Consider the following 22,279-nt stretch of genomic DNA (forward strand, 5'->3'; position numbering starts at 1 on the left):
AGGACTTAGCACTTTTGCGTCACTTTATCGATCAAATAGGAGTGTGGCGTTCCGCTCGAGACTTCTGGGATTCGTTTTTAAACTCGAGTGTTCGTTCGCACTTTTTATTACTTACGGCCTCATATCCTTGAAATGATCCGACTCCCCCGAACCCTATAGCTTTCCTGAGCTTTCTTTCACGGTCCACTTTTTCTTTTCGGGTATTATCGTAAGAAATCGAGGGAATACATTTACATGGTAATTCACCCCAAGAATAAAAAACATATCTAGAGTCATGTCGAGTTTAATAAAGAGTCTTATCAAACGATTTTTGTATTTAATACGATGGCAGCTGATCTCAATACTTTTAAAATTAATGTCGCCGAGATTCGAATCGACTCTAGCAAAAAACTAAACGTAAATGTTACGTTCCAAGCCGTACTTGAAGACTGGACCCGATATTACTTAGTTCCGGTTGCACCGTAGAGAACTTTTGAGCTTCAAGCCTATTTAGAAATGAACGAGCTCAAAGTTTATCCGGGGCAGGTCAGGTTTAGGAACCCAAGGCTAGGACAAAAAGCCTAAAACAGATACCTGTCAGTTTGAAAAAGCAGTCATAGGAAAAAAAGGAGATTTAGGCTCCCTGAGTGAAAGACGTAGAGTGCGAAACATTATTCCAAATTAAAAAGCTGAAGCAGCTGCTTCAGCTTACACTTCTCCCGAAGTTGCAGCTCTGCCAGCCCGGCTGCTATTTCTTCTTTAAAGTCACTTGGAGTTGCGATCCACCAGCTCCATAGACTTTCACTTTAAGAACGCTGTCTTGTTTTACTTTAACGATGGCATAGACGTCTTTTTTAGCAGGGCAGCGTTTCATGTGATCTTCGTCTTTATCATCAGCATCATCAGTCCCAGCCCAAGCTGACTTGTCTGATTTAGCAGGCTGTGGCCCACTACAAAAATCTTGAGGCTTGAGTACCACTGAGTCATCCAGCATGATCTCGGCCCGAACTGATCTCTTTCCTGAAAGTTGCTTTGCTTCGAGTGTGTAAGTTCCAGCGTCATTAAAAGTAATTTTAGAGATTGTTTGTGTTGCGGGACGATTGGTTTTCTTTTCAAAAATTTCCAATCCATCAAAACTGCCCGTATTTGAAAATGTACTATTGGAAAGTCGATAAGCTGCCACAGCGGTTATGTCGCCTTGATCATTCGTCTTTTTATCGATGAGCAAATACTTATTGCCGATCTTCACGAGCTCGACATGGTTAAATGCATTGCCAACGGAATTCTGGTAAGTCGCTGTTGGAGTAATATCTGAAAGGCTTTTGCCGTTCCATTTGAGAATTGATGGCGCTTCCGAATGCCCTCTTGAGTCAGATGTAGTAACAATAATTTCAGGAATTCCATCACCGTCGAGGTCCATCGCATCAATATCTGTGCAATTCGAGAACTGAGCGGGGAACTTATCATTTAAGCTTTGCGCTACGCTTCCTGATGTTCCATTTTCCTGAATCAGTTTCACTTCACAATCGACGCCAGTGCTTGAAGTCCAGGCTTGGTACAATACAATCAAATATTTGGAGCCACTAAATTGAGTTTCCACGTAACGAGATTCCAGTCCATTCCCGATTGAGAGCGGAGTGCCGTCTTCCTTAGTAAGAGCTTTGAGAGACGATGGGAAGTTTCCATTGATAATATTCTTAATTGCCGAATTTTGTCCGAAAGAATAACTAGCGCAAAAGAAAACCGAAAATAGGTAAGTATAAAATTTGTGCATTTCAATCTCATTTCGTAAAAGGGCTGTTCATCCAATAGTCGGTAGTCATTGTCTGATATACTGAATTAGCATACTTAACTTTATCTGGCAGGAGGTATCGTTTTTTCCCGCCACCAGATTTATATCCAGCTGACGCATATTTAAGCGTCTGTCCGTAGGATGCAAAATTTATGAAATTATCGATGCCATAGCGGACATCACCGGTTACGAAGCGAAGTTTTTTAGCTAGAAATTTCGATCCGAGCTTTACATTGATAGCTGGTCTAAAAAGACTGAGTGGATTTGAATTGTCGTCAGTGTAACCCATTTGTTCTATCGCATCTAGATACATCAGTTGCATCATTCCGAAACTCGAAGCGAGTATTGTCTGAGCAACGATATTGTATCTATCATCAGGAAATTTGATATCATCTTTGAACCAATTCATGTAATCGTTTTTCAGGATGTCGACTTTAATCAAGTTGAGAGCTGTAAGTGGCTTGTATCCACCAGAGGCAGTTTCGTAGTTGTCTGGAATATTGGACATTGTTCCGTCGCTTAACGAACAATAGTTCCCACTACGCAGATGGATTTGTTCCTTAGTTAAGGTATTTTTCGAGGCCAAGAATACATATTTTCCACTGGCGGCGAATCTTTGATTTAATTGCCTAATCCCATTAATCATTTCGGTTCTGTCATCATTAGAAGAATATCTAACGTCATAGTTTGGTTCATAGCGATATGAAGTCTTTGAAAAGCTGTGCTTGTCAGACTCTGCCCAAATTTCAGCTTTAATAAATTGAGGTGGGAGTCCGGTACTGTTCGCGGCTTCTACGATAAGCGCATCGCAATTTGAATATTGTGTATCGACGACAGTTCCATCGCTCTGTTGAAATGTGCAGTCATAAAGATCAGTTCCGACATTTGATGGCTTAATTCCTTGCAAGACAATTGTAATCGGAGACTTGCTGCTATCAGATGGCGTGATGATTAGATTTTGAGTGCCGAGATGAACCATAAATAAATTTTGGCTTGTCAAAGATTGTCCACCATTAAACAGCAGTCCTATTTGATCAAAATAAAGACCATTCTTTGTGTCCAATGGAATCGATGTAGAATCTAAATTTGGTGAACCATTATATTGGTAAGTTCCTGAAACAGGTTTTCCAGTTTCATCGAGCAATGTGAATTTGACAAAACCACCGATTGAAATTGGAACTGCCGTTAAATTCGATACGGGCATGGTGATTTGTGCGGAAGTTGGTTGTTCATTTGCATCAAGGGCTTCAATCTTCAATGAGTATCCAGGGACACGCAAAACCTGAGTGATCGAGTTGTTTGAAGTGTCTGACTCTTGAATTGTTCCAGCACCATTGACTGTGGCTTTCACAACCACCGAATTTGTGGTTCTTGTAATTGGGTTGAGGTCACTGTCGTTGATAGTAAAATAAAAGGATTTATGTGAAACTCCACTTTGAAGTTCAGCAAGAGTCACTGTTGAAGCGAGTGTCTGGTTTGCATACTGAAGAGTTACAAATGCGGATCTGTCATCAGATGTAGAGATATTAGTGCCTTTAACATCGAAAGTAGCTGTGAGTTGTGCACCTTTCTGTACAACAGGAATGCCGTCAGATCCTACTTCTGTAGGGGTGATTACTAAATTTGAAACAGAGAGATCCGGAAGACCCTGGTCCGGTGGAGTTGGAGTTGGCGTTGGGCTTGGAGAACTTCCGGCATTCCAACTGGCGCTGTCACTGCATTTATAAGTGGTTGGACCGTAATCATCCACTTTGCCGTGGAATACAATATTGGTTGTGTAGTTTCGCGTCTGGCCAATTCCGCTCACAGGAACAGCGACATATGACCAGGTGATTGTAGTGGTAAAAGTTCCGGGCACATCTGAACACCATCTAATATCATAAGTGCATGTGACTATATTCCCCCCAATTGGGCAGCGTGAGGTATCCACATGAATTTCAGGGGGAGCGTCAACTGAGACACTTGAAATAGTGATATTATTATAAGGATCTGCGCCCCAACCTTCGGTCCATTTTCCTACCGCTGCGTTTGAAGTGGAAAGTGTGCCAATATCAATTGTTGAGACGCTATTGTCTGCGAGCGAAGCACTTGATCCCAAGAGAAGTGCCAGCGTAGTTATTAACAGCGCAGATAGCTTGATAGAAGGCGATTGTGTTAAGGACTTAATGTTTAAGCAGTTCAATATCCCTCCAAAGTTGAGGTAAACAAAACGATGATTTATCGGGGCTTGTGTGAACAATCTTTAGTTTAATTATTAAAAGTAATGAATTTCTATGACTACGTCGAGGGAACTGGGAGATTTCTCCAGTCTACTTAGGGCGTTATTTGTTTCTATTCCACCACGTAATTTATTGAAGGTGGTCGAGTAATACAGTGCTGCTTCAGTCTGCGCGCCCTTGGGCTTTGACGCTGCCGACGGCCGTCGTGCTGAAAAAATAAGCGGCAATAGTTAAAACAAGACTTTGTTTCAATAAATTTCGTCCAGTTTACGCGATACGAGATGGAAATTTAATCTTTTCAAATGTTATTGACAGTTGATTGCTGAATTTAAATGATTTCATCGTAAACAAATAGATAATCATTTACGGGAGATTCTATGTACGTTCGTGCTCTCTTGGGGTTGGCGTTTGCGCTATTGCTAGCACCCAAAACATTTGCTGCACCTAGTTCTATTATTCCATTGGATCAAATTAGTTTAATGAACTTTGAACTAGGTCCTCAAACACCGACGGTGGGAAATGCCTTTAACGTCTTTATCCACCTGCAAACAGACTGGAATTCCGCAGACAAGGTAAGACCTGTTTTGCAATTCACACTCGATGGACAAACGGCATACGCGCTGACTCCTTGTCCTGCGCCAGGGCTTTGGGTTGTTCCCGTCGTGAGCACTTTGGCAACGGCAGGGGATCACACTGTGATCGCAAATCTGTATCTTGAAGATCAAGATCAAGCAGACTATCTAAGAAGTGCCATTACTTCTCTGACTCAAGAAATCGGTGTTCTAGAAGCTAAGATTTTGATTGAAGAAGACCCAGCTCAAAAAGTGATCCTTCAAACTGAACACGACAATAAAGTTCAAGAGCGTCAAAATCTAATGACGGCTCTAGATGCGACAAAAACATATGTTGGTTCTGATACTTATAAATTCACTATCAACTCTTCTAAATAGTTGGAAATGAGCACTGCAATGAAAAAGATAGTTCAAATTATTCCCGTACTATTAACTGTGATCGGAATTCACGCCAAAGCTGCACCGGTATTTCTTGATCTGCAATCAAACCTTTCGACGTATACGGTAAATCAAAATGCCATTTTGACTGCGAAAATCAAAATTCAACCGGCAAATCCAAGTGACGAGATTTTCCTAACTGCCGCTTTTAATAATAACACGATTAAAATCACCAGAGTCTCTGATGACCAAGCTGTGACAATCACACCGGCTCTGACTGCCGCTGGAACCTTTGCTTGGCAGGTAAATGCTTACATTCAAGATAAAGCGAAGGCCCGTGGTTATGAAGCAGCCATGATCTATTATCAGGCTGAGAATATCCGCATTAATGCTCAGATGGCAAAAGAGACGGACTTAACAGTTCGTGCAAATCTTCAAGCGCAAATGGATCGCAATAACCTTATCGTTGGCGATATTAATAATCAACTATGGGCAAGCCGTCGTCAGATTGAATCGAGAACTTTGCAAGTCACTGTCAATGCTCCAAGCACTAAGATGAAGCCACTGGATTCAAATCCGGTAATTGCAGTTGACTGCGATTCTGAAAGCCAAACCTACAAAGTTGGGGATACAGCGACATTCTATGTTCATGCGCTGACTCAATTTAATGGTCCAGACGGCGTTCAAGAGATTGTAGCGGGCGGCGATATTTTGGGAGACGCGACTCATACTGGAATTTCTACAGAAAAAAAGCGTCTAGGTGATTCTGATTTCTCATTCGTGGCTCCCACTTTCCAGGCAGCTGATGTGGGAACTCACATCTTTAGAAGTTATATCCAAATCAGATCAAAAGCTCAGGCGGATTCCATTAGAAACACTATCGCTCAAGCGGCTCAAACAAAGGCTCGCTACATTGCGATCGTGAACGGAGCAAATGATCCGATGACACAGGCTTATTATAATCAATTGATAGCGGATCTTGAGACAACAATGAATGAGCTTGCTCGTCAGCTTCAAGACATGCTCACGACAGTAGGGCCAGCAAAAGACTTCTACTTCAACGTGACACAATAAACTTTAAATAGACTTTAAAATTAAAAAATCAATAAGAGAGGGTCAAAGCCCTCTTAATGGGGATCTTTATGCTTAAAAAGCTGTTTTCTTCCTTTTCAATAAATAAAGCGGTGGCGACCATAGCGGGTCTCTCGCTGGTCGTTTTTGCTGGCACCAGGGCAGGATCGATTAAGTCGTTCTTGGTGGATCGAAATTTCATCACTGTTGAGGCCAATCATCAAGACGGGAAATATAACTTGAATGATCAGGCAGTCTTCCGAGTTATCACTCAAAAAACACCTTCTGACGCAAATTTCCGTCTCTATTTTCAGGCTTATATCAATGATGCGGCGGTTGATCTCGATAACGCTCAAAACCAACTGAGCGTTGTGAAAACTCTCACGGACTATATTCCATACACTTTCAAAGTGGATGTGTATTTAGAAGACGCAAAGAGAATTGATGCTTTCACATCTTCACTTGAAAAAGTGAATGATCAAATCAATTACATTGAAGATTTGATTGCGAATGGCTCAACTGATGAGAGCTTGCCAGCTGAGCTCGCAAGACTTAACACTCTAAAAATCTCGCTTACTTCGCAAATTCAAAAATACCGCAAGTTTATCGAAGAAAAAACTGTGACAGTCACGGTGAGCGATCCGCGTCCGAGAGTTTCTTTTGCTCAGGCTTCTGAGAGCATGGATGCTGCCCAAAATCCGGCGGGTTCGTTTACAGTGAATATGGATAAAGCGTTCACGTCAGACGTTGCAGTACCATTCACTGTCGGAGGAACGGCAATTGGTCCCGCTGGGGCGGCTCCAGATCACAATCTTGCAAACGGAACTGTCACAATTCCTGCGGGATCAACGACCGGCATAATTAATTTTTCTATTGTAGGTGGTTATTCCCCTAATTGGCCTAAGACGATTGTTGTGACTCTCGGAACTCCATCGACAGCTGGAGTTGTTCTAGGCAATACGATCACGAACACAATGACAGTCAACTACACGGCTCAGCCTCCACAGATTTCAAGTGGCACTTATTATATCGACAGTGATCACGCCCCAAGTGCTGTTATCTTGACAATTGTTCCTCCAGCGGTAGCCCAAGGAAGAACAGTGCAGTCGCTGAATTTCGATTTCGGTGATGGTTCAAAAGCGAGTGTTCCCTACGCGTATTATCAGATCAATCAGAGTGTAAAACATATTTATGGTCCCGGATCTTCTACGGTGAAAGTCTCTGCAACGGATGATCAAGGTTTGACAGGGCCGGCTATTTCGATTCCTGTGACAGTTCAGGAGGGAGTTCGTCCTACTCCTAAGATCACTGCGACTGTTGATGCTAACGATCCACAAACCGTTCATTTTGATGCTTCAGGCTCTAGTATCCAATCAGGAGCAACTGCTTTGGAGTATCGTTGGACAATTGCTAGCAACAACGGCTTCGATGTCAGGACTCAAACGGCTTCAAGTACTTTTCCGGTAGTTCCTAAGGGCTCTAATCCGGTAACTTATCAAGTTCGACTAAGGGTCACAGATAATCTTCGCTTCCGAGCGCAGACTTATATGCAGGTGATAGTGACAGACGCAGGTGCTCAGATTGGAACAACGCCTTCTGCGAACTATTCATTAAATAGCGCGGCTGTGGGAGCTGCTCCTTACACCGTGACCTTTGATGGTTCAGGATCTTTCGATGCGAGCGGCGGAGCCATTAATAATGTCTATTGGTCTTTCGATGATAGTTTAAGTTATGACAACGTAAGGCCTGGTTTAACTGCAACCCATACCTTTACACGTTCGGGTACATATGTTGCCTCGATGACAGTTATTAACTCTAGCGGTAATACAACAACTCAGTGGTTTCCGATCTACGTAATGCCGGGGACTTTCAAGATACAGCCTTTGGCAAACATCATTTATTTGAACGATACCTCCGCCGCGAACTCTATCTACTTCGACACGGATCAAGTTAATCTCTCGGGTATTGTTGATCCGACAATGATGTCCTGGGATTTCGGTGACGGAGCTAAGACTAACTGGAGATATGCAAATCACCGCTATGACCTTGGGGGAAGTTCGTCTGTAACCGAAACAGTGAGAGTTTCTATGCTCGATATGTGGGGAAACTATTATTCACAGCCGCAATCTATCGTCGTTCGTCAAGGTGGCCAATTTCCAGTTATAAATACAGGTAGTTCAATTACGTTTCCTTTTACAGGAACTGTGAATTCCGTTCCTGGTTTAGTTTTCGATGCCTCAGCAGTAAGTGATCCACTGGGTCTTGGACTTTCTTTTGAATGGAAATTTGGAGATTCGCCGCTGCCTCTTACTGTTACAACTCCTACGATATCTCATCCATATTCTGTAATGGGAATTTATCAGCCATTTGTTTTAATTTATAATAATGAAAGACGGGGTTCTCGGTTCTCTGGTCTGACGACAATCAATGATGCTAATGGAAATAATCCCATTGCTCCGCATTTTACTGCAACACCAAACAATACTGGATCTTTAACTGTTAATTTCGATGCGTCCTCGACGACAGTAAATTCTGGAACGGTTGTAGAGTATTACTGGAGTTTTGGAGACAATGCTAATTGGCCTCAAGTTTTCTCAGTGTCGAGTGCTCCGCAAGCTAGCTACACGTTTAGCCAAGCAGGAATCTATTGGGTAAATCTTTTCGTGAAGGATAGTAACGGCAACGTGAACATGATCAATCAGCAGATCACTGTCGGACCAACAACAAAGGCCGCAGCGACATCGCCAGCTCCTGTACAACCACCTCCAGGTTACAATGGCCGTGAAGGTTGTTATCAAGTAAATGGTCATACGGAGTGCTACTCACGCCCTGACGGAGACAACTAAGGGGAGGCGTTGCCTCCTTTTTATATAAATTTAAAATTTGCTTTTTGGTTTCTATTGATGAGGTTTTGAATGAACAAGATGATGGTAATTGCAGCAATTGTTTCAGTTCTGGCGACATGTGCCTATGCAAAGGTTGAAAGCAAATCTCAAAAGCTGGTCACTCAAGCCTCAGTCAATCAGTTTGCGCAAGTCACCTTCGATCATGCGAACAAAATCTACCAAATAGGCCAAAAAGCAAACGTGACGGCAAATATTCTAAAAACACCGGATGTAAACTTTAGAGTGGTTTTAGAATCGTGGATTTACCAAAATGGAAAATCAACTTGGGTGACATTTAATCCTTCAGGCAATCAGTATTTCTATACTTCGCCCGCATTAAACTCGGCTGGTGAAGTAGATCTTCAAGTAAATTTCTATTTCGAGAATATCAAGCAATCTGATGCTCTAAGAGCTACAATTAGTAGTTCGCAGAAACAAATCCAAGATATCGAAAAGGAGTTAGCTCAAACTCCAAATCCAGATCTTCAAAAAAAGTACGACGATCTCGTAGCTCTCGTAAAATCCTATCAATTAAAACTCTCTCAATCGAGAACGTTAGTCTTTGGGGAGAATGAAAAAATCACGGTTCAAAATCCTAGCCAGCCACCTACAGCGAAACTTGCGCTGACCCCAACGAGTGGTGATGCGCCACTCACTGTTTTAGTGGATGCTTCGGGTTCATCTGATCCTCTCGGAAATCCGCTTTCTTATAAGATGGAATACGGTGATGGGGTCGTTGAGACTTCGACCAGTGCTCGTTTTTCTCACGTCTATCAAAATGCGCAAACCTATAGTGCAAAATTGACGGTGACTAGCTCTTCAGGACTCCAGGATACAAAATCCATTCAAGTGAATGTGACGACTCCAGTTCTGCCGCCGTCTCCAGCGACTCAAGCGCCACAAATTCCACAGACCGTTGTCACAACCGTTGCTGACTCGACGTCTTTCCTTTACTCAGGTGCAAATCCTGTTCAGCAAGGTGTGCAAACCAACGCAATTAATAAATCAATTGCAGGTGTATTGCGTGGGGTCGTTTATGACCAAAATAAAAATCCTCTGAGTGGAGTGAAGGTTTCAGTTAAAGAAGAACCGGAAGTTGGTTACACCCTAACAAGAGATGATGGAACATACGACCTTGCATTTAACCCAGATGAGACTCTGACGGTTCAGTTTTCAAGAAATGGCTATTTCCCAGCTCAAGTGAGTATTTCGCCATCAACATTAGAGTATACTGCTGTTGACGATGTCACGATGACGGCTCCCGACTCAAAAGTAAATCCTGTGTCTTTGGGAACAGGCACTGCTCAGACGGCAGTTTCGACTCCGGTTACAGATAGTTTTGGCACAAGATCTACAAAAATCTATATTCCATCTGGAACAACGGGAAATCTTTTATTCGACGATGGACATACAACACCGATGACGAGCCTTGCTCTTCGTATCACAGAGTATGGAGCAAACACCCAGGATTGCACGGACAATATGCCAGCCTCGTTGCCTTCTAATACGGGACTCGCCTATGGTGTTGAGATCAACTCTGATGAAGCGATTGCATTAGGTGCGTCACATATTCAGTTCTCTAACAATGTCGCAGTTTACACGGACAACTTCCTTGGCTTCCCGGTTGGATCAAAGATCCCATTCGGAACATATGACTATAAGAAAGCCATTTGGGTTCCGGAGAAGGATTCTAGAGTTATAAGTGTCCTTTCTATTTCTCGTGGACAGATCACTTTAGACGTCGACGGTGCAGGGCAGGCTGCGACTGCTGATGAACTGAATGCATTAAATATCACTACTGAGGAACTACAAAAAATTGCCATGTTCTTTAGTCAGGGATCCTCTTTTGTTCGAACGCAGATCAATCATTTCTGCGGAGCGGGATCAGCACCGCATATTCAACCGCCAACGTCAGCTTCGGACGAAAGCCAAGAAGACAACACTCCAGTCAGTGCCGATCAGGCCTCGGACCAAAAGAATTGCCCCAAAACGGGTTCCATCATCGATGTTGGTGGGCAGTCACTCGGAGAGCAAATCCCTGTCGTGGGAACTCCGTTATCGTTGTTCTATAATTCAAGCAGAGCGCCGGGAAAGACATCTTCTAAGTTGATCGTAATTCCAATCATTAAAGGAGCTAAATCGAGTATTCTTCAAAGCCTTGATCTGAAGATTTCAGTGGCGGGTCAGATTTACCAAGAGCACATCCAGGCAACTGATAATCTCACAAAAACTTATCAGTGGGATGGAAATGATGCTTACGGAAGACCTGTTCCTGGAATAGTAAAAGCCAAAGTTACGATTTTTTATAACTACTCTCAGCAGTATTTACTCTCCACGGATGGCTCTCCAACAACTTTCGGCAGTTATCCAACGAACACGACGGCCTCAGGAATTACCGCAAGAGCTTGCTTTCAAAGAAAGCGAACATTTAGCGTGATGGTGGGGAGTGCCACGGCTGCGAATGAAATAAATGGCTGGACACTTAGTAATCATCATTTCTATGATCCGACCTCGCGCACTATTTACTATGGCGACGGGACAAAGGTGACTACACCTTCGATTCTTGGAAGTAAACTTCCAAATATCGTAAAAACAGTTGGTCAGTTTAGCAGTCCAGCTGCAATTCTAAAAAATAAAGACGGCTCTTTTTATATTATAGAGCAGGGCATCGCTAAAATTACCTTAGTAGGAACAGATGGAACTCGTTCAACTATCGCCGGCACTGGAACTGCTGGATTTAATGGTGATGGCGGACCTGCGACCTCAGCTCAGATTGCCGTTGGCATTGATTCTCGTATTAGAAAAGATTCGCAGGGAAATTTGTATTTCTCTGATACCGGTAATCATCGCATCCGAAAAATTGCGACAGACGGAACTATTTCAACAGTTGTAGGGACTGGAGTTGCCGGCTATAACGGTGACGGAATACCAGCGACACAGGCGCAGCTTAATTCGCCAGCGGGTTTTGTTTTTGATAATGGCAAGATGTACATTGCAGATTCTGGAAATAATAGAATACGTGTCGTGTACGTTGACGGCACGATTGATACGGTTGCAGGAAATGGCACGGCGGCATTTGCTGGGAATAACGGTCCGGCAACAAAAGCTTCTCTGAATAATCCCCTTTCGCTGGCAATTTCAAAATCATCAGGCAATATTTATATCTCTGATTACGGCAATAACAGAATCAGAAAAGTCGCGCCAACAGGTATCATTTCGACCGCTGTTGGTGGTGGTGGTTCTGGATTCGCTGGTGATGGTGGACCTGCAGTGTCTGCGAGTATCCGTGGTCCTGATGCGATTTCCCTTCAAGCAGACGGGTCTTACTTCTTTGCTGATAAAAGAAATAACCGAATCCGTTGGGTTTCTCCGACGGGAGTTATTCAGACAATTATCGGCAATGGTGCGGCGGGGTATGCGGGCGACGGGGGACCTGCTGAACTAGCCTCTTTTAATGCAATAAGTTCTTTCAACCTAAACAGTGATGGAAGTCTTCTCATCACAGATTCTGGAAATAATGTCCTTCGTTCTGTATCCCCAGGTTTGCCAGGTGTATCGACGACCAACATTTCAATTCCATCTAGTGACGGAGGTGAAATCTATGTTTTCTCTTCAGCTGGTGTTCATTTAAAAACATTGAATGCACTGACGAATGCAGTTCGTTGGACATTTGGATATAATGATGCGGGACTTTTAATCTCAGCTACCGATGGGGATGGCAATGTCACATCTCTCACTCGTGACTCAAATGGGTTGGTGACCTCAATTACCTCTCCATATGGAGCGGTGACGCAGCTCTCTTCAGACGGAAACGGTTACTTAGCGTCAGTGGCGAATCCAAATGGTGAAACTTACCAGTTAAAATATGCAACTGGTGGATTGTTGTCTGAGTTTGTGAGACCAAACGGAAAATCATCTAAGTTCGATTATGATAGCACGGGCCTTTTGATTAAGGATACGAACGCGAACGGCGGATTTACGGCTTTGTTGAGAACATTAAGTCCATCGACTGGAACAACAATTCAAATGTCGACCGCTGAAAACATGCAATCAACCAGACAGTTCTCGCAAGACTATTTTGGTACGGGAGTGGTGGCTGATACTCATGAAGATGGAACTACTTCTCTTGCAAACTATTTTAAGTCGTCATTTAGCAATCAAGAGCCTTCAGGAGATCAAGTTAGTATCTACTCGGCAGCTGATACAAGATTGGGAGCTCCGGCGAGCTATAATAGTCAGACCTCATTCCTATCAGGGGGATCACCTTCGTCTTCTCCTGCTTGGTTCTCGGTAGTTCATACAAGAACATACACTTATCCAAATCCGGGTGATACTAGTACATTTGTAAGAACGGATAAGGATGCCTGGGAATTAAAATCTCAGACTTCAACCTATGATTCGAGCACAAAAACCTTCACCGACGTGTCAGCTCTCGATGTCACTTCAACAAGAGTGATCGACGATCAGGGAAGGCCTCTACGTGTGCAAACGGCAAATTTAGCTGCTACTGTGAACACCTATGACTCTCATGGACGACTTGTAAGTTCAGTCACCGGCGATCCGCAAGTTGATGGCAGTTCAAGAACAACAACTTTCTCATACAATGCTCAGGGACTGCTTGGCACAGTAACGGATGCTCTAGGACGAACGACGTCTTATACTTACGATGCATCTCAAAGACCACTGACCACGACTTTCAATGATGGAAGGTCAGTGACTTATGAGTATGATCAAGATGGAAATGTGACAGGCGTAACACCTCCATCTCGTCCAAAGCATATCTTTGGTTTTGATGCGATTGACTCACTGATAAGCTATTTAGCTCCAACGGAAAGCAGAAATACGACTTATTCGTACAACCTGGATAAAAAACTTACTGGTGTTTCTAGACCTGATGGTCAGACTCTGAACTATGTCTATGATGGGACAACGGGGCAGCTTACTTCGATTCAAGAAAATGGAAATAGTAGTTATTCCTTTACTTATTTACCGACGGGGCAACTTGGAGCACAGAGTTCTCCTGATGGAATTTCGGCATCAATGACATATCTTCGAGGATTGTTGTCAACAGTGACTCAAACAGGCGCTGTTCAGTCTCAAGTTTCCTACACTTACGATAGCGATTACCGCGTCTCAGGAATTACTGCCGGTGGCATAAGCGTTCCATACACGTATTTCAGAGACAACGCGCAGTTCTTTACGGCCGGTGATATGGCACTTTTGCGCTATTCTTCAACGGGTTTGCTGTCTGGTCTGACTCTCGATGCAACCGCTGAAGGTTTTGTGCGTAACTCCTTTGGTGACATTCTTGAAGATAAGACTCAAGTCTCAAATGCTTCTGTTTTTGATGTGACTTACGGTCACGACGGTGTAGGCCGAATTGCTACGAAATCAGAAATTCTTCCAGATGGAACTCAAAACTCTTATGAGTACGGATACGACTCGGTCGGACGTTTGGTTCAGGTTAAGAAGAATGGTACTGTCGTAAGCACATATTCTTATGATGACAACGGCAACCGTACTTCAGCCACGATTTCGGGAGTTTCTGTAAGCTCTACGTTTGACAATGAAGACAAGCTTCTTACCTCGGGTACGAAAAAATATACTTACAATGCCAATGGTGATCTTGCGAGTGTAACAGATGGTTCAAATACTTCGACTTTCACATACGACGCCTTTGGCAACTTAAAGGCTGCAAGTGTTGTCGGAAAAAGTATTACTTATGTAGTGGATGCACAGAATCGACGAGTTGGAAAATTAGTTGGTGGCACGTTAGTTCAAGGTTTCGTGTATCAATCTGGTCTACAGATCGCAGCTGAGCTTGATGGGAATAGTCAGTTGGTGTCGAGATTTGTTTATGCTTCCAAAGCCAATGTTCCTGATTATATGATTAAGGGAGGAGTGAAGTATCGGATTGTATCGGACCAAGTGGGTAGCGTGCGATACGTTATCAACTCGACCGATGGAACCATTGCGCAGGCGATTTCCTATGACGAGTTCGGGAATGTTCTTAGCGATAGCAATCCTGGATTCCAGCCGTTTGGTTTCGCCGGAGGTTTGTACGATCAAGACACCAAGTTAGTCCGTTTCGGTGCCAGAGATTATGATCCATCTGTTGGGCGATGGACATCGAAAGATCCTCTGCTGTTTGGTGGAAAACAAATGAACCTCTTTGGATACGTCGGTACTGTCGGAAAAGTTCCCCGAATGGAGACAAATTTGTATGGGTACGCCCTTCAGGACCCAATTAATTTCATTGATCCAACAGGTCTATTTTCTGAAGATTGGGTTAAGGATCACACAACTCCTAACCAGCAATTAGTCATCGGCACAACTGCCGCTGTGGCCGGAGGAGCCTGTATTAAGTCTGGGTTTAGCACCTTAAATTTGCCTTTAATTTTGACAGGAATAGGTTTGGGATATGAGGGTGGAAAGAATATCATCAAAGCCAAGGAACGGGGTGCGCCGGAGATTCCGAATCCTCTAGATGCCCAATAGGACAAAAATGATTATGAAATATAAGTATCTTTTTCAGACCGTAGTGTTACTAAGCTGGATATTCTTAGCAGCCATTATAAATTCAAAATTTTTTGAGGCCGAAGTGATATCGGAAGGTGTTGTTTTGATTTGTTTTGCATCATCTGGATTGGCATTGTCTTTGGCTCTTCCATTTTTATGGGAAAAGCTCAAAAATTCTAATCATGAAAAACAATAGTCTACAAGAATCGTTTTTAGATTCTGATTACTACTGCGAGCAGCTTGTTCCAAAGAATAGTTTTTTTCGCAAATTCAGGGACCTAGTCGGTCCCTTGATTTTAGATGACATGTTTCGTGATCTTTATTGTTGGAAAAATGGCCGCCCTCCTATTTCGCCATCGTTGCTCGCGAAGGCAATGCTTCTTCAATGCCACATGAACTTGTCCGATCGCGAAATGGAACGAACCTGCCAATTTGATCTTGAAGTGAAATTTGCTCTGGGTCTCCGTATTGACGAAAGACCTTTCGATCATTCGTCTCTTGGCGATTTTCGCGAGAGACTTTTAAAATCCGGAAAAGAAAAAGACATCTTCGATAGAATCGTCGCCGAGTTAATAGATAAAAAATTGATCTCGAAAAAAGAAATCCAAAGAATAGATGCCACACATATTATTGCGGACATTGCCCTGCCAAATATGGTGGGGATGGTCAAGAAAGGCACTTTTGAGATATTGAAGAAACTAAAGACTCAGTATCCAAGTCGCTACAGAAGATGTTCAACGCGCCTGGATTTCGAGGACTACAGTTCTCTCAGAATCAATGGCGATGGCCCTGGTAGATTCGATATAGAAAAGCGGGCGGAACGACTTGTGAAGTACGTCGAAGATGCAAGATACATCTTAGATGAAATCGAAGATCTCGAAAAAGATGAGACTCTAAAAGAATCGGTCACAGTTTTAAAAACGATACTTAGAGAAAACATAGAAGAGGATCACGCTGGCAATCCCAAGGAAATGGAACCAAGCAAGAAGCCAACAAACCGCATTGTTTCACCGATCGATACTGATGCGAGAGCAGGCGCAAAAAGTAAATTTAAGAAATTTATCGGTTATAAAACGAGTATCACGCAAGAAGTAAAAAATCAGTTTATCACCAATGTTCATGTCATGGGCGGCAATCGCCGTGACGGCGAGCCGACAGTTGAAATGGTTGAAGAGCAAATTATCAAGTACGGTGTGGTTCCAGAAAAGCTCATTGGCGACACTGCTTATGGTGATGGTATTGTCAGAAAAGGTTTATCTGATCTCGGATCAAAAATTATTTCTCCGTTCAAGGAAAAGAATCCCAGAACAAAAGCTGTCTTTCCAAAGAGCATGTTCACGATAAATCGTAAAACCAATACTCTAGTTTGTCCCAATGGTGCGACGGCAAAAGCGCATTTTTATGACAGCGCGAATTCGAGCATGGTTTTTCACTTTCCTCACCCTGCGTGTGGAAAATGTCCACTAAAACCTCAATGTACAACAGCGAAAGAAGGACGCAGAACAGTTCGTATATTTGATTGGCAAGAGGACACGTATGAGTCTGAACGATACAACCTCACGGAAGATTTTAAGAAAGATATGAAGCTCCGCCAGCCGATTGAGGGTAAATTTTCAGAGATGAAAAGGCTGCATGGACTGGTGCGCACGAAATATCGTGGCCTGGGAAAAGTAGGTTTGCAATGCTATTTTACGACCGCCGTCATGAACATAAAGAGGTGGATTAACATCGAATACGGAAAGGTATAGGCCCTTGCGGGAGAGTTCGCAAATTCGACAATTGTTGATTTGAAGTCGAATTGATTGGAGAAGAAAAAGTTGAATCTGGCCGAAAGTAATTTTTCGAAAAAATATTTTCTCGATGAAATTTCATTAAGAAATTTTGAAAAAGAAGATCTCAATGGCAAAATTCTACTTTTTGACCGGGTTTTCCGACGGCATCACGTGAATAATGATCCGATTAACTTTGTGGACCCAAGCGGAAAGATCTTCGGGCTTGATGATGCAGTTGTTGGTGTCATAGCCATTGTCGCGTTACCAGCAATAGCGCAGGGAACTTCAAGTGCTATCACTACTTATGCTCAGACAGGCTCCTTCTCTCAAGCGGCTTCTGCCTTCACTAGTGGTGCGACTTCAGGAGCTCTTGCCGGCGCTACGGCTCTTGGTGTTCTGGCCTTTGGTGCGGAGACAGCGGCTGCAGTAGGCTTAGCGACGGCGATTGACGTCGGCTATACATTTGCAACAGCGCCCGGTGTATTATCAAATGGAGGAATTAGCGATTTCGCAAATGGCATCAACGCCATAAATGGCAAAGGCATGCCGCATAACCAGTGTCCATAATGACCAGGGGATTTAAAGTGACAGTTGATGAGTTAAGCCGTCTTTGTAAAAAAATATTTTGTCCTTTTATTACCCTGGCGGTCCCTGTTTTATGGGTTATGTTGATACACGGGTATTTGAAAGATCAAAGAAATGGAGCGCCACCTTATACAAACAAAGGTGAAATAGCCTTTATGTTGATTGCTACAGTAGTAGGTTTTTTATTTAGCGCCCGATACTGTTACTATGAGTTAGGTTGGTTTCAACGTAACAAGAATAAATAAAAACGCGGGCCAAATCGTGGCCAAAAATTTGCAAAAACTCTTGAAATTCAGCCCCAGACCCCATCGGGTCTAGGGCCGCCCGCGATTCTTGCATGAGTCATTTTTCCACAAGGGACCCAATTTCAAAGGGGCTAACAGCGGTGTTTTTGAATTTTTCTGTTACCACCGCCGTACACTGGCTGTATCAGAATGAGAATATAAGCTTAGGCATTCAGGTAAACACAAATTCGTTCGATGAGTAATGCAGGGGTTTATCATGATTAGCGGAAATGAAATTAATCTGACAGTGGCAGAGCTCAACAGAAGAAACTGTCTACTCTATCATGCAGCTCATTTAAAAGATTTCATATCCTATCTTAAGCTGGGTGGAATTCCATCAAGAGAGCTGATGGAGAATAAGGCCGCAAAATTTACGCAATTCAATTCCGACGCGCAAGATAAGGCTGATCTCGTATTTGACAAAGTTTTTGTGAATTTATCAGACTTCGGAAGCACATTTAATAATGGCGGACGTGCAACTCCATTGATTTATGGGCCAATTTTAATGGCTATCGATCCATCTGCGCTTCTTCTGGCCACTGACGTAGCCGTTTGTCTTAGATCAGCTGGAACGCCAGGGTACAATCGTCAGAACGAAAGCCTCACCACAAGTTTAGAATTTATACGGCTTTTTAAAGATTCCACGGGAAAATGGATCAAAAATTCTGCCGATCTTAAGACAGAATTTCCAAGACTGACTGTTGGTGGTCAGCCGGAGATATCCTGTTCAATCTCAGCACAATTAATTCCTTTTAGCTATGTGAAGTTTATTGTCGTGGACCCTATTTCGATTTCGGGGGTGGATCTTCCGAAGGTAGTGACTCAAATTATTTCAAAACAAGGTTTGCCCACGAGGGTTTGTAGACGATTTTGCTCATCTCGGATGAGCGTACACGATTATCAGGAAATTTACGATATTGCGCAAAAGAGATTGATAGGATTTCAAGATATCGCACATAACGCTACCTCTGGAACTATACAAGCTTGGGCTCAAGCAATGCGAGCCGCTGACTCAACTGGAAAGTCTTGGAAGCGATTTAAAACTTTTCAAAACTACTTTAATGAAGGGACGGCCGATTTTATAAATGCAAATCTTGGCGGTTTTTTAAAACTTGTCGCTTAAAACGAATATAGAAGATCGTGTGTATTCAGTGTAGACGTAACAATTGGAGTATTTCTGTTTTCTAAATCTTTGCTAGAAGAGATTTAGAGCATGCAACGGAGGACCTTTTTGAAGTCCAGATCGAGAAGTGTTTTTGAAAAATCTGTCAGTGCAATCTTGGCGTCAATTGAGCTTTATAATAAGCCAGATTTCTTCTATCGGGAAGAGTGCTTTGCAATTTTGGCGGTAAATTCTTGGGAATTGTTATTTAAAGCGCGCATACTGCAACTGTCTACAAATTCTCTCAATAGTATTGCTGAATATGACCATAGACCCACCAAGACAGGCAAGAAGTCCAAAGCAAAGAAGAAGATAAAGAACAGGTCTGGAAATGTTCAAACGATAGGAATATTCAAAGCATATGACCTACTGATAAGTAAATATTCTGAACCAATGAATGATTCCATCAGAAAGAATATTGAGGCTTTAGTTGAGGTGAGAGATAACTCCGTTCATTTGATTAACATGGGCATTGATTTAGAGAGGAAGATTCTCGAAATTGGAACTGCCTCCGTTAATAATTATATTAAGCTTAGTCGACAGTGGTTTGGGAGCGACCTTTCTCACTATAATATTTTTTTGATGCCCATTGCATTTATTAGAGATGTTCCAAGTGCTGAGGGTATTATTTTAAATGGAGAGGAGAGAAATATAGCGAAATATTTCTCCAATCTCGGTGAAGAAAAAGATGGTAATAGCGATTTCAATACCAAATTAAGCATAGAAATTAAACTAAAGCGTACAAAAGAAGAGGGGGCAGTTAAATTTTCTATATCAAATGATCCTGATGCTGTTCCTGTAAAACTAGAAGAAGCGGATATTCGTGAAAGATATCCATGGAGTTATGAATTGCTGACTGCAAAGCTAAAAGAAAAGCACGCAGAGAAGTTTAAAACTAATGAAAAGTATCATAATGTGCGGAAAGGCCTAGAAAAAAATGACAAGTATTGCATGACCAGATTGCTAGATCCGGGGAACGCAAAAAGCGTTAAGAAGAAATTTTATAATCCAAACATTCTCAAAGAAATCGAGAAAAAATATTTTGAAACTTAGCTTTATGACGTGTCGTCGGCCCTCTCCCATCTGTGACATTTGATTTTGCCAGAGTTATCGAGAATAATTGTCTTTTTGGGGGCCTGAGTTTAATGAGCAAATTTAAAGTGCAAATCAGAAGGCGAAACATTCCCGACGAGGAGATTCTCGCCGATTTGAGACGAGTGGCAACCGAGCTTAAAAAGGATACCTGCACGAAAGTTGAATACGACGAGCGAGGTAACTTTGGAGCCACTACTATTTTAAGAAGATTCAAGCAGTGGAATCAAGCCCTCCAGCTTGCAGGACTTGATTTCCCCAATAGACAGAATGTGCCCGACGAGGAGCTTTTTGAGAACTTAGCTGATGCGTGGACAAAGCTTGGGAAACAGCCAGTGGGACGAGAAATCGATAAAACGGAAGGTCTTTCGAAGTTCTCATTAGGCACCTATGAGAAGCGCTTCGGCTCTTGGAACAAAACACTTCTTGCATTCGAAGAGTTTATTCAATCTGGTAAAACTTCCGGTGAAACTTCAGAAATCGCCAAAGAAATAAGGCCCGGTAAACGCCGAACACAAAGGCAAATCAATTGGCGTCTGCGTGCTCAAGTTCTTATTAGGAACAGCTGCATTTGCCAGATGTGTGGCGCTAGCCCAGCAAAGGACCCGTCTGTTGTTCTTCATGTGGATCACATTAAGCCTTGGTCAAAAGGTGGTGAAACAGTTTTAGAAAACTTGCAAACGCTATGCTCGGTATGCAATATCGGAAAAAGCGATGCCGTGGACGAAAGCTAGCAAACCTACACAAATGAGCTCTGAAGTATTGTACCTGGTCTATCGCAAATGTATTTCTGGAAAAATCAAATTGCACTTTTTTACCCGGAAAAATGCAACTCGAGTTTCACGATGATCTAAATGATGCGATAACTTACAAAGTACGGAGCTCTCGACCCGAGGCCGTTCCGTGGCCAAAAATTCAAAAACATCTCGAAATTCAGCCTAAACTAGTACAAAATTAGGTGTGACCAGCTTAGTCCGAACCTTTGATTTGCCTCTGAGTCAGCGCTCGCAGCGGAATCGCTCCGCGGTTCGCGTTTTTCTTCACAGTCATTACAATCCATCCGTGGGTAGATGGACGAGCAAAGATCCGATTCTTTTCAGAGGTGGAGATACGAATTTGTACGGATATGCAATCTCAGATCCTATCAATCGTATTGACCCAAGTGGTTTGAGATCTCCTGGGCAAGATATGATGTGTCCTGATGGCAATTGCGCAGGAAATGCACGAGATCAGTACATGAGCGGAGCGCAGATGAGTAGGGAGCAAATTGCGCAACAAGATGCTTTTGTCAGGGGGGTAGTTCTTACTGCTGGTGGTGCTGCTGTTGCTCCGGCTGCGGCAACTGTCGGTGTGATTGCTGCAAATATCTGTCTGAGTAACCCAAGTCTTTGCGTTGATGTAGCTACTGCTTTGGCTGTTACTGGAACTGAGGTTTTTGGGGACGTCAATTTAGGAATGAGTGCTCTAGGGAAAGCTGGTGGAGCTATTTCTAATGCTGGAACTGCCTGCAAAAACATATATGATATGACTAAATAACAGGGGAAGTGATGGGCATATTTTATATCTGTCTGCTAACTATAATGTGGGCTTTGCAAACTGGTATATATTTAAAAACTGGATGTGTGGGGGGCAAGCCGGGAGCGCCGTATATCTGTGAATCTCCTATTGCTACAGTAGCATATTGGATTTTTACGATAATTGCTTGGACAATAGTTCTTCTTCTAATTAGATCAGAAATTAAAAAACGTAAGGGTATGAGATGAAGACCTGCCGCTGGTAATAAAGAATAACTCTACCTGTGGAAGACCTACATCGGTTCAAAATAAGCCATGACACTACTTCTGCCTGACTGATTTTCCGCAGGACTTAGCACTTTTGCGTCACTTTATCGATCAAATAGGAGTGTGGCGTTCCGCTCGAGACTTCTGGGATTCGTTTTTAAACTCGAGTGTTCGTTCGCACTTTTTAT

14 protein-coding genes are annotated in these 22,279 nt (G+C 42.9%); 12 read left to right on the forward strand and 2 right to left on the reverse strand.

Going from position 1 to position 22,279, the window contains the following annotated elements:
• Nucleotides 1-727 precede the first annotated feature (727 nt).
• Both VF412_RS00180 and VF412_RS00185 read right to left on the reverse strand, forming a co-directional pair.
• The gene (locus VF412_RS00180; RefSeq protein WP_331337164.1) at nt 728-1,753 is read right to left on the reverse strand and encodes a hypothetical protein; all 1,026 of its coding nucleotides are present in this window, start codon (nt 1,751-1,753) and stop codon (nt 728-730) included.
• Nucleotides 1,754-1,760: 7 nt separating this feature from the next.
• A complete protein-coding gene (locus tag VF412_RS00185) occupies nt 1,761-3,953 on the reverse strand; it encodes a hypothetical protein (RefSeq protein WP_331337165.1) in 2,193 nt (730 codons plus the stop codon).
• A gap of 414 nt (nt 3,954-4,367) precedes the next feature.
• Between VF412_RS00185 and VF412_RS00190 the strand changes: the two genes are divergently transcribed.
• The 12 genes from VF412_RS00190 to VF412_RS00245 all read left to right on the forward strand — a co-directional run bounded on the left by VF412_RS00190 (nt 4,368) and on the right by VF412_RS00245 (nt 21,846).
• On the forward strand, nt 4,368-4,940 hold the full coding sequence (locus VF412_RS00190) for a hypothetical protein (protein ID WP_331337166.1): 573 nt from the start codon (nt 4,368-4,370) through the stop codon (nt 4,938-4,940).
• A gap of 18 nt (nt 4,941-4,958) precedes the next feature.
• Entirely contained in the window at nt 4,959-6,014 is a 1,056-nt protein-coding gene (locus tag VF412_RS00195) for a hypothetical protein (protein ID WP_331337167.1), read from the forward strand.
• Between the two features lie 68 nt (nt 6,015-6,082).
• The gene (locus VF412_RS00200) at nt 6,083-8,857 is read left to right on the forward strand and encodes a PKD domain-containing protein (RefSeq protein WP_331337168.1); all 2,775 of its coding nucleotides are present in this window, start codon (nt 6,083-6,085) and stop codon (nt 8,855-8,857) included.
• Nucleotides 8,858-8,926: 69 nt separating this feature from the next.
• Nucleotides 8,927-15,394, forward strand: a complete 6,468-nt coding sequence (locus VF412_RS00205) for an RHS repeat-associated core domain-containing protein (RefSeq protein WP_331337169.1) — start codon at nt 8,927-8,929, stop codon at nt 15,392-15,394.
• Nucleotides 15,395-15,407: 13 nt separating this feature from the next.
• Nucleotides 15,408-15,611, forward strand: a complete 204-nt coding sequence (locus tag VF412_RS00210; RefSeq protein ID WP_331337170.1) for a hypothetical protein — start codon at nt 15,408-15,410, stop codon at nt 15,609-15,611.
• Nucleotides 15,598-17,163: an IS1182 family transposase gene (locus tag VF412_RS00215; protein WP_331337171.1), complete on the forward strand. Its 1,566-nt coding sequence runs from the start codon at nt 15,598-15,600 to the stop codon at nt 17,161-17,163. Before VF412_RS00210 ends, VF412_RS00215 begins: the two co-directional genes overlap by 14 nt.
• A gap of 54 nt (nt 17,164-17,217) precedes the next feature.
• Nucleotides 17,218-17,754 carry a hypothetical protein gene (locus VF412_RS00220; protein ID WP_331337172.1) on the forward strand — a complete coding sequence of 179 codons (537 nt, stop codon included), beginning with the start codon at nt 17,218-17,220 and terminating at the stop codon, nt 17,752-17,754.
• Nucleotides 17,755-17,771: 17 nt separating this feature from the next.
• Nucleotides 17,772-18,017, forward strand: a complete 246-nt coding sequence (locus tag VF412_RS00225; RefSeq protein ID WP_331337173.1) for a hypothetical protein — start codon at nt 17,772-17,774, stop codon at nt 18,015-18,017.
• Nucleotides 18,018-18,273: 256 nt separating this feature from the next.
• Nucleotides 18,274-19,179: a hypothetical protein gene (locus tag VF412_RS00230; RefSeq protein ID WP_331337174.1), complete on the forward strand. Its 906-nt coding sequence runs from the start codon at nt 18,274-18,276 to the stop codon at nt 19,177-19,179.
• Between the two features lie 108 nt (nt 19,180-19,287).
• Nucleotides 19,288-20,271 (forward strand): DUF3644 domain-containing protein, encoded by a 984-nt coding sequence (locus tag VF412_RS00235; RefSeq protein ID WP_331337175.1) that lies wholly within the window; start codon nt 19,288-19,290, stop codon nt 20,269-20,271.
• Nucleotides 20,272-20,363: 92 nt separating this feature from the next.
• Complete coding sequence (locus tag VF412_RS00240) at nt 20,364-21,044, forward strand: homing endonuclease associated repeat-containing protein (RefSeq protein ID WP_331337176.1); 681 nt, start codon at nt 20,364-20,366, stop codon at nt 21,042-21,044.
• Nucleotides 21,045-21,270: 226 nt separating this feature from the next.
• Nucleotides 21,271-21,846 carry an RHS repeat-associated core domain-containing protein gene (locus tag VF412_RS00245; protein WP_331337177.1) on the forward strand — a complete coding sequence of 192 codons (576 nt, stop codon included), beginning with the start codon at nt 21,271-21,273 and terminating at the stop codon, nt 21,844-21,846.
• The last annotated feature ends 433 nt before the right edge of the window (nt 21,847-22,279 follow it).

Origin of the sequence: Bdellovibrio sp., assembly GCF_036384735.1 — a bacterium.
In the GTDB taxonomy this organism is placed as follows: Bacteria; Bdellovibrionota; Bdellovibrionia; order Bdellovibrionales; family Bdellovibrionaceae; genus Bdellovibrio.

What these genes read in the sequence shown, in the direction of transcription:
- VF412_RS00180 (WP_331337164.1), bottom strand. Translation starts at nt 1,753, where the DNA reads ATGCACAAATTTTATACTTACCTATTTTCGGTTTTCTTTTGCGCTAGT.
- VF412_RS00190 (WP_331337166.1), top strand. Translation starts at nt 4,368, where the DNA reads ATGTACGTTCGTGCTCTCTTGGGGTTGGCGTTTGCGCTATTGCTAGCA.
- VF412_RS00195 (WP_331337167.1), top strand. Translation starts at nt 4,959, where the DNA reads ATGAAAAAGATAGTTCAAATTATTCCCGTACTATTAACTGTGATCGGA.
- VF412_RS00200 (WP_331337168.1), top strand. Translation starts at nt 6,083, where the DNA reads ATGCTTAAAAAGCTGTTTTCTTCCTTTTCAATAAATAAAGCGGTGGCG.
- VF412_RS00205 (WP_331337169.1), top strand. Translation starts at nt 8,927, where the DNA reads ATGAACAAGATGATGGTAATTGCAGCAATTGTTTCAGTTCTGGCGACA.
- VF412_RS00210 (WP_331337170.1), top strand. Translation starts at nt 15,408, where the DNA reads ATGAAATATAAGTATCTTTTTCAGACCGTAGTGTTACTAAGCTGGATA.
- VF412_RS00215 (WP_331337171.1), top strand. Translation starts at nt 15,598, where the DNA reads ATGAAAAACAATAGTCTACAAGAATCGTTTTTAGATTCTGATTACTAC.
- VF412_RS00230 (WP_331337174.1), top strand. Translation starts at nt 18,274, where the DNA reads ATGATTAGCGGAAATGAAATTAATCTGACAGTGGCAGAGCTCAACAGA.
- VF412_RS00240 (WP_331337176.1), top strand. Translation starts at nt 20,364, where the DNA reads ATGAGCAAATTTAAAGTGCAAATCAGAAGGCGAAACATTCCCGACGAG.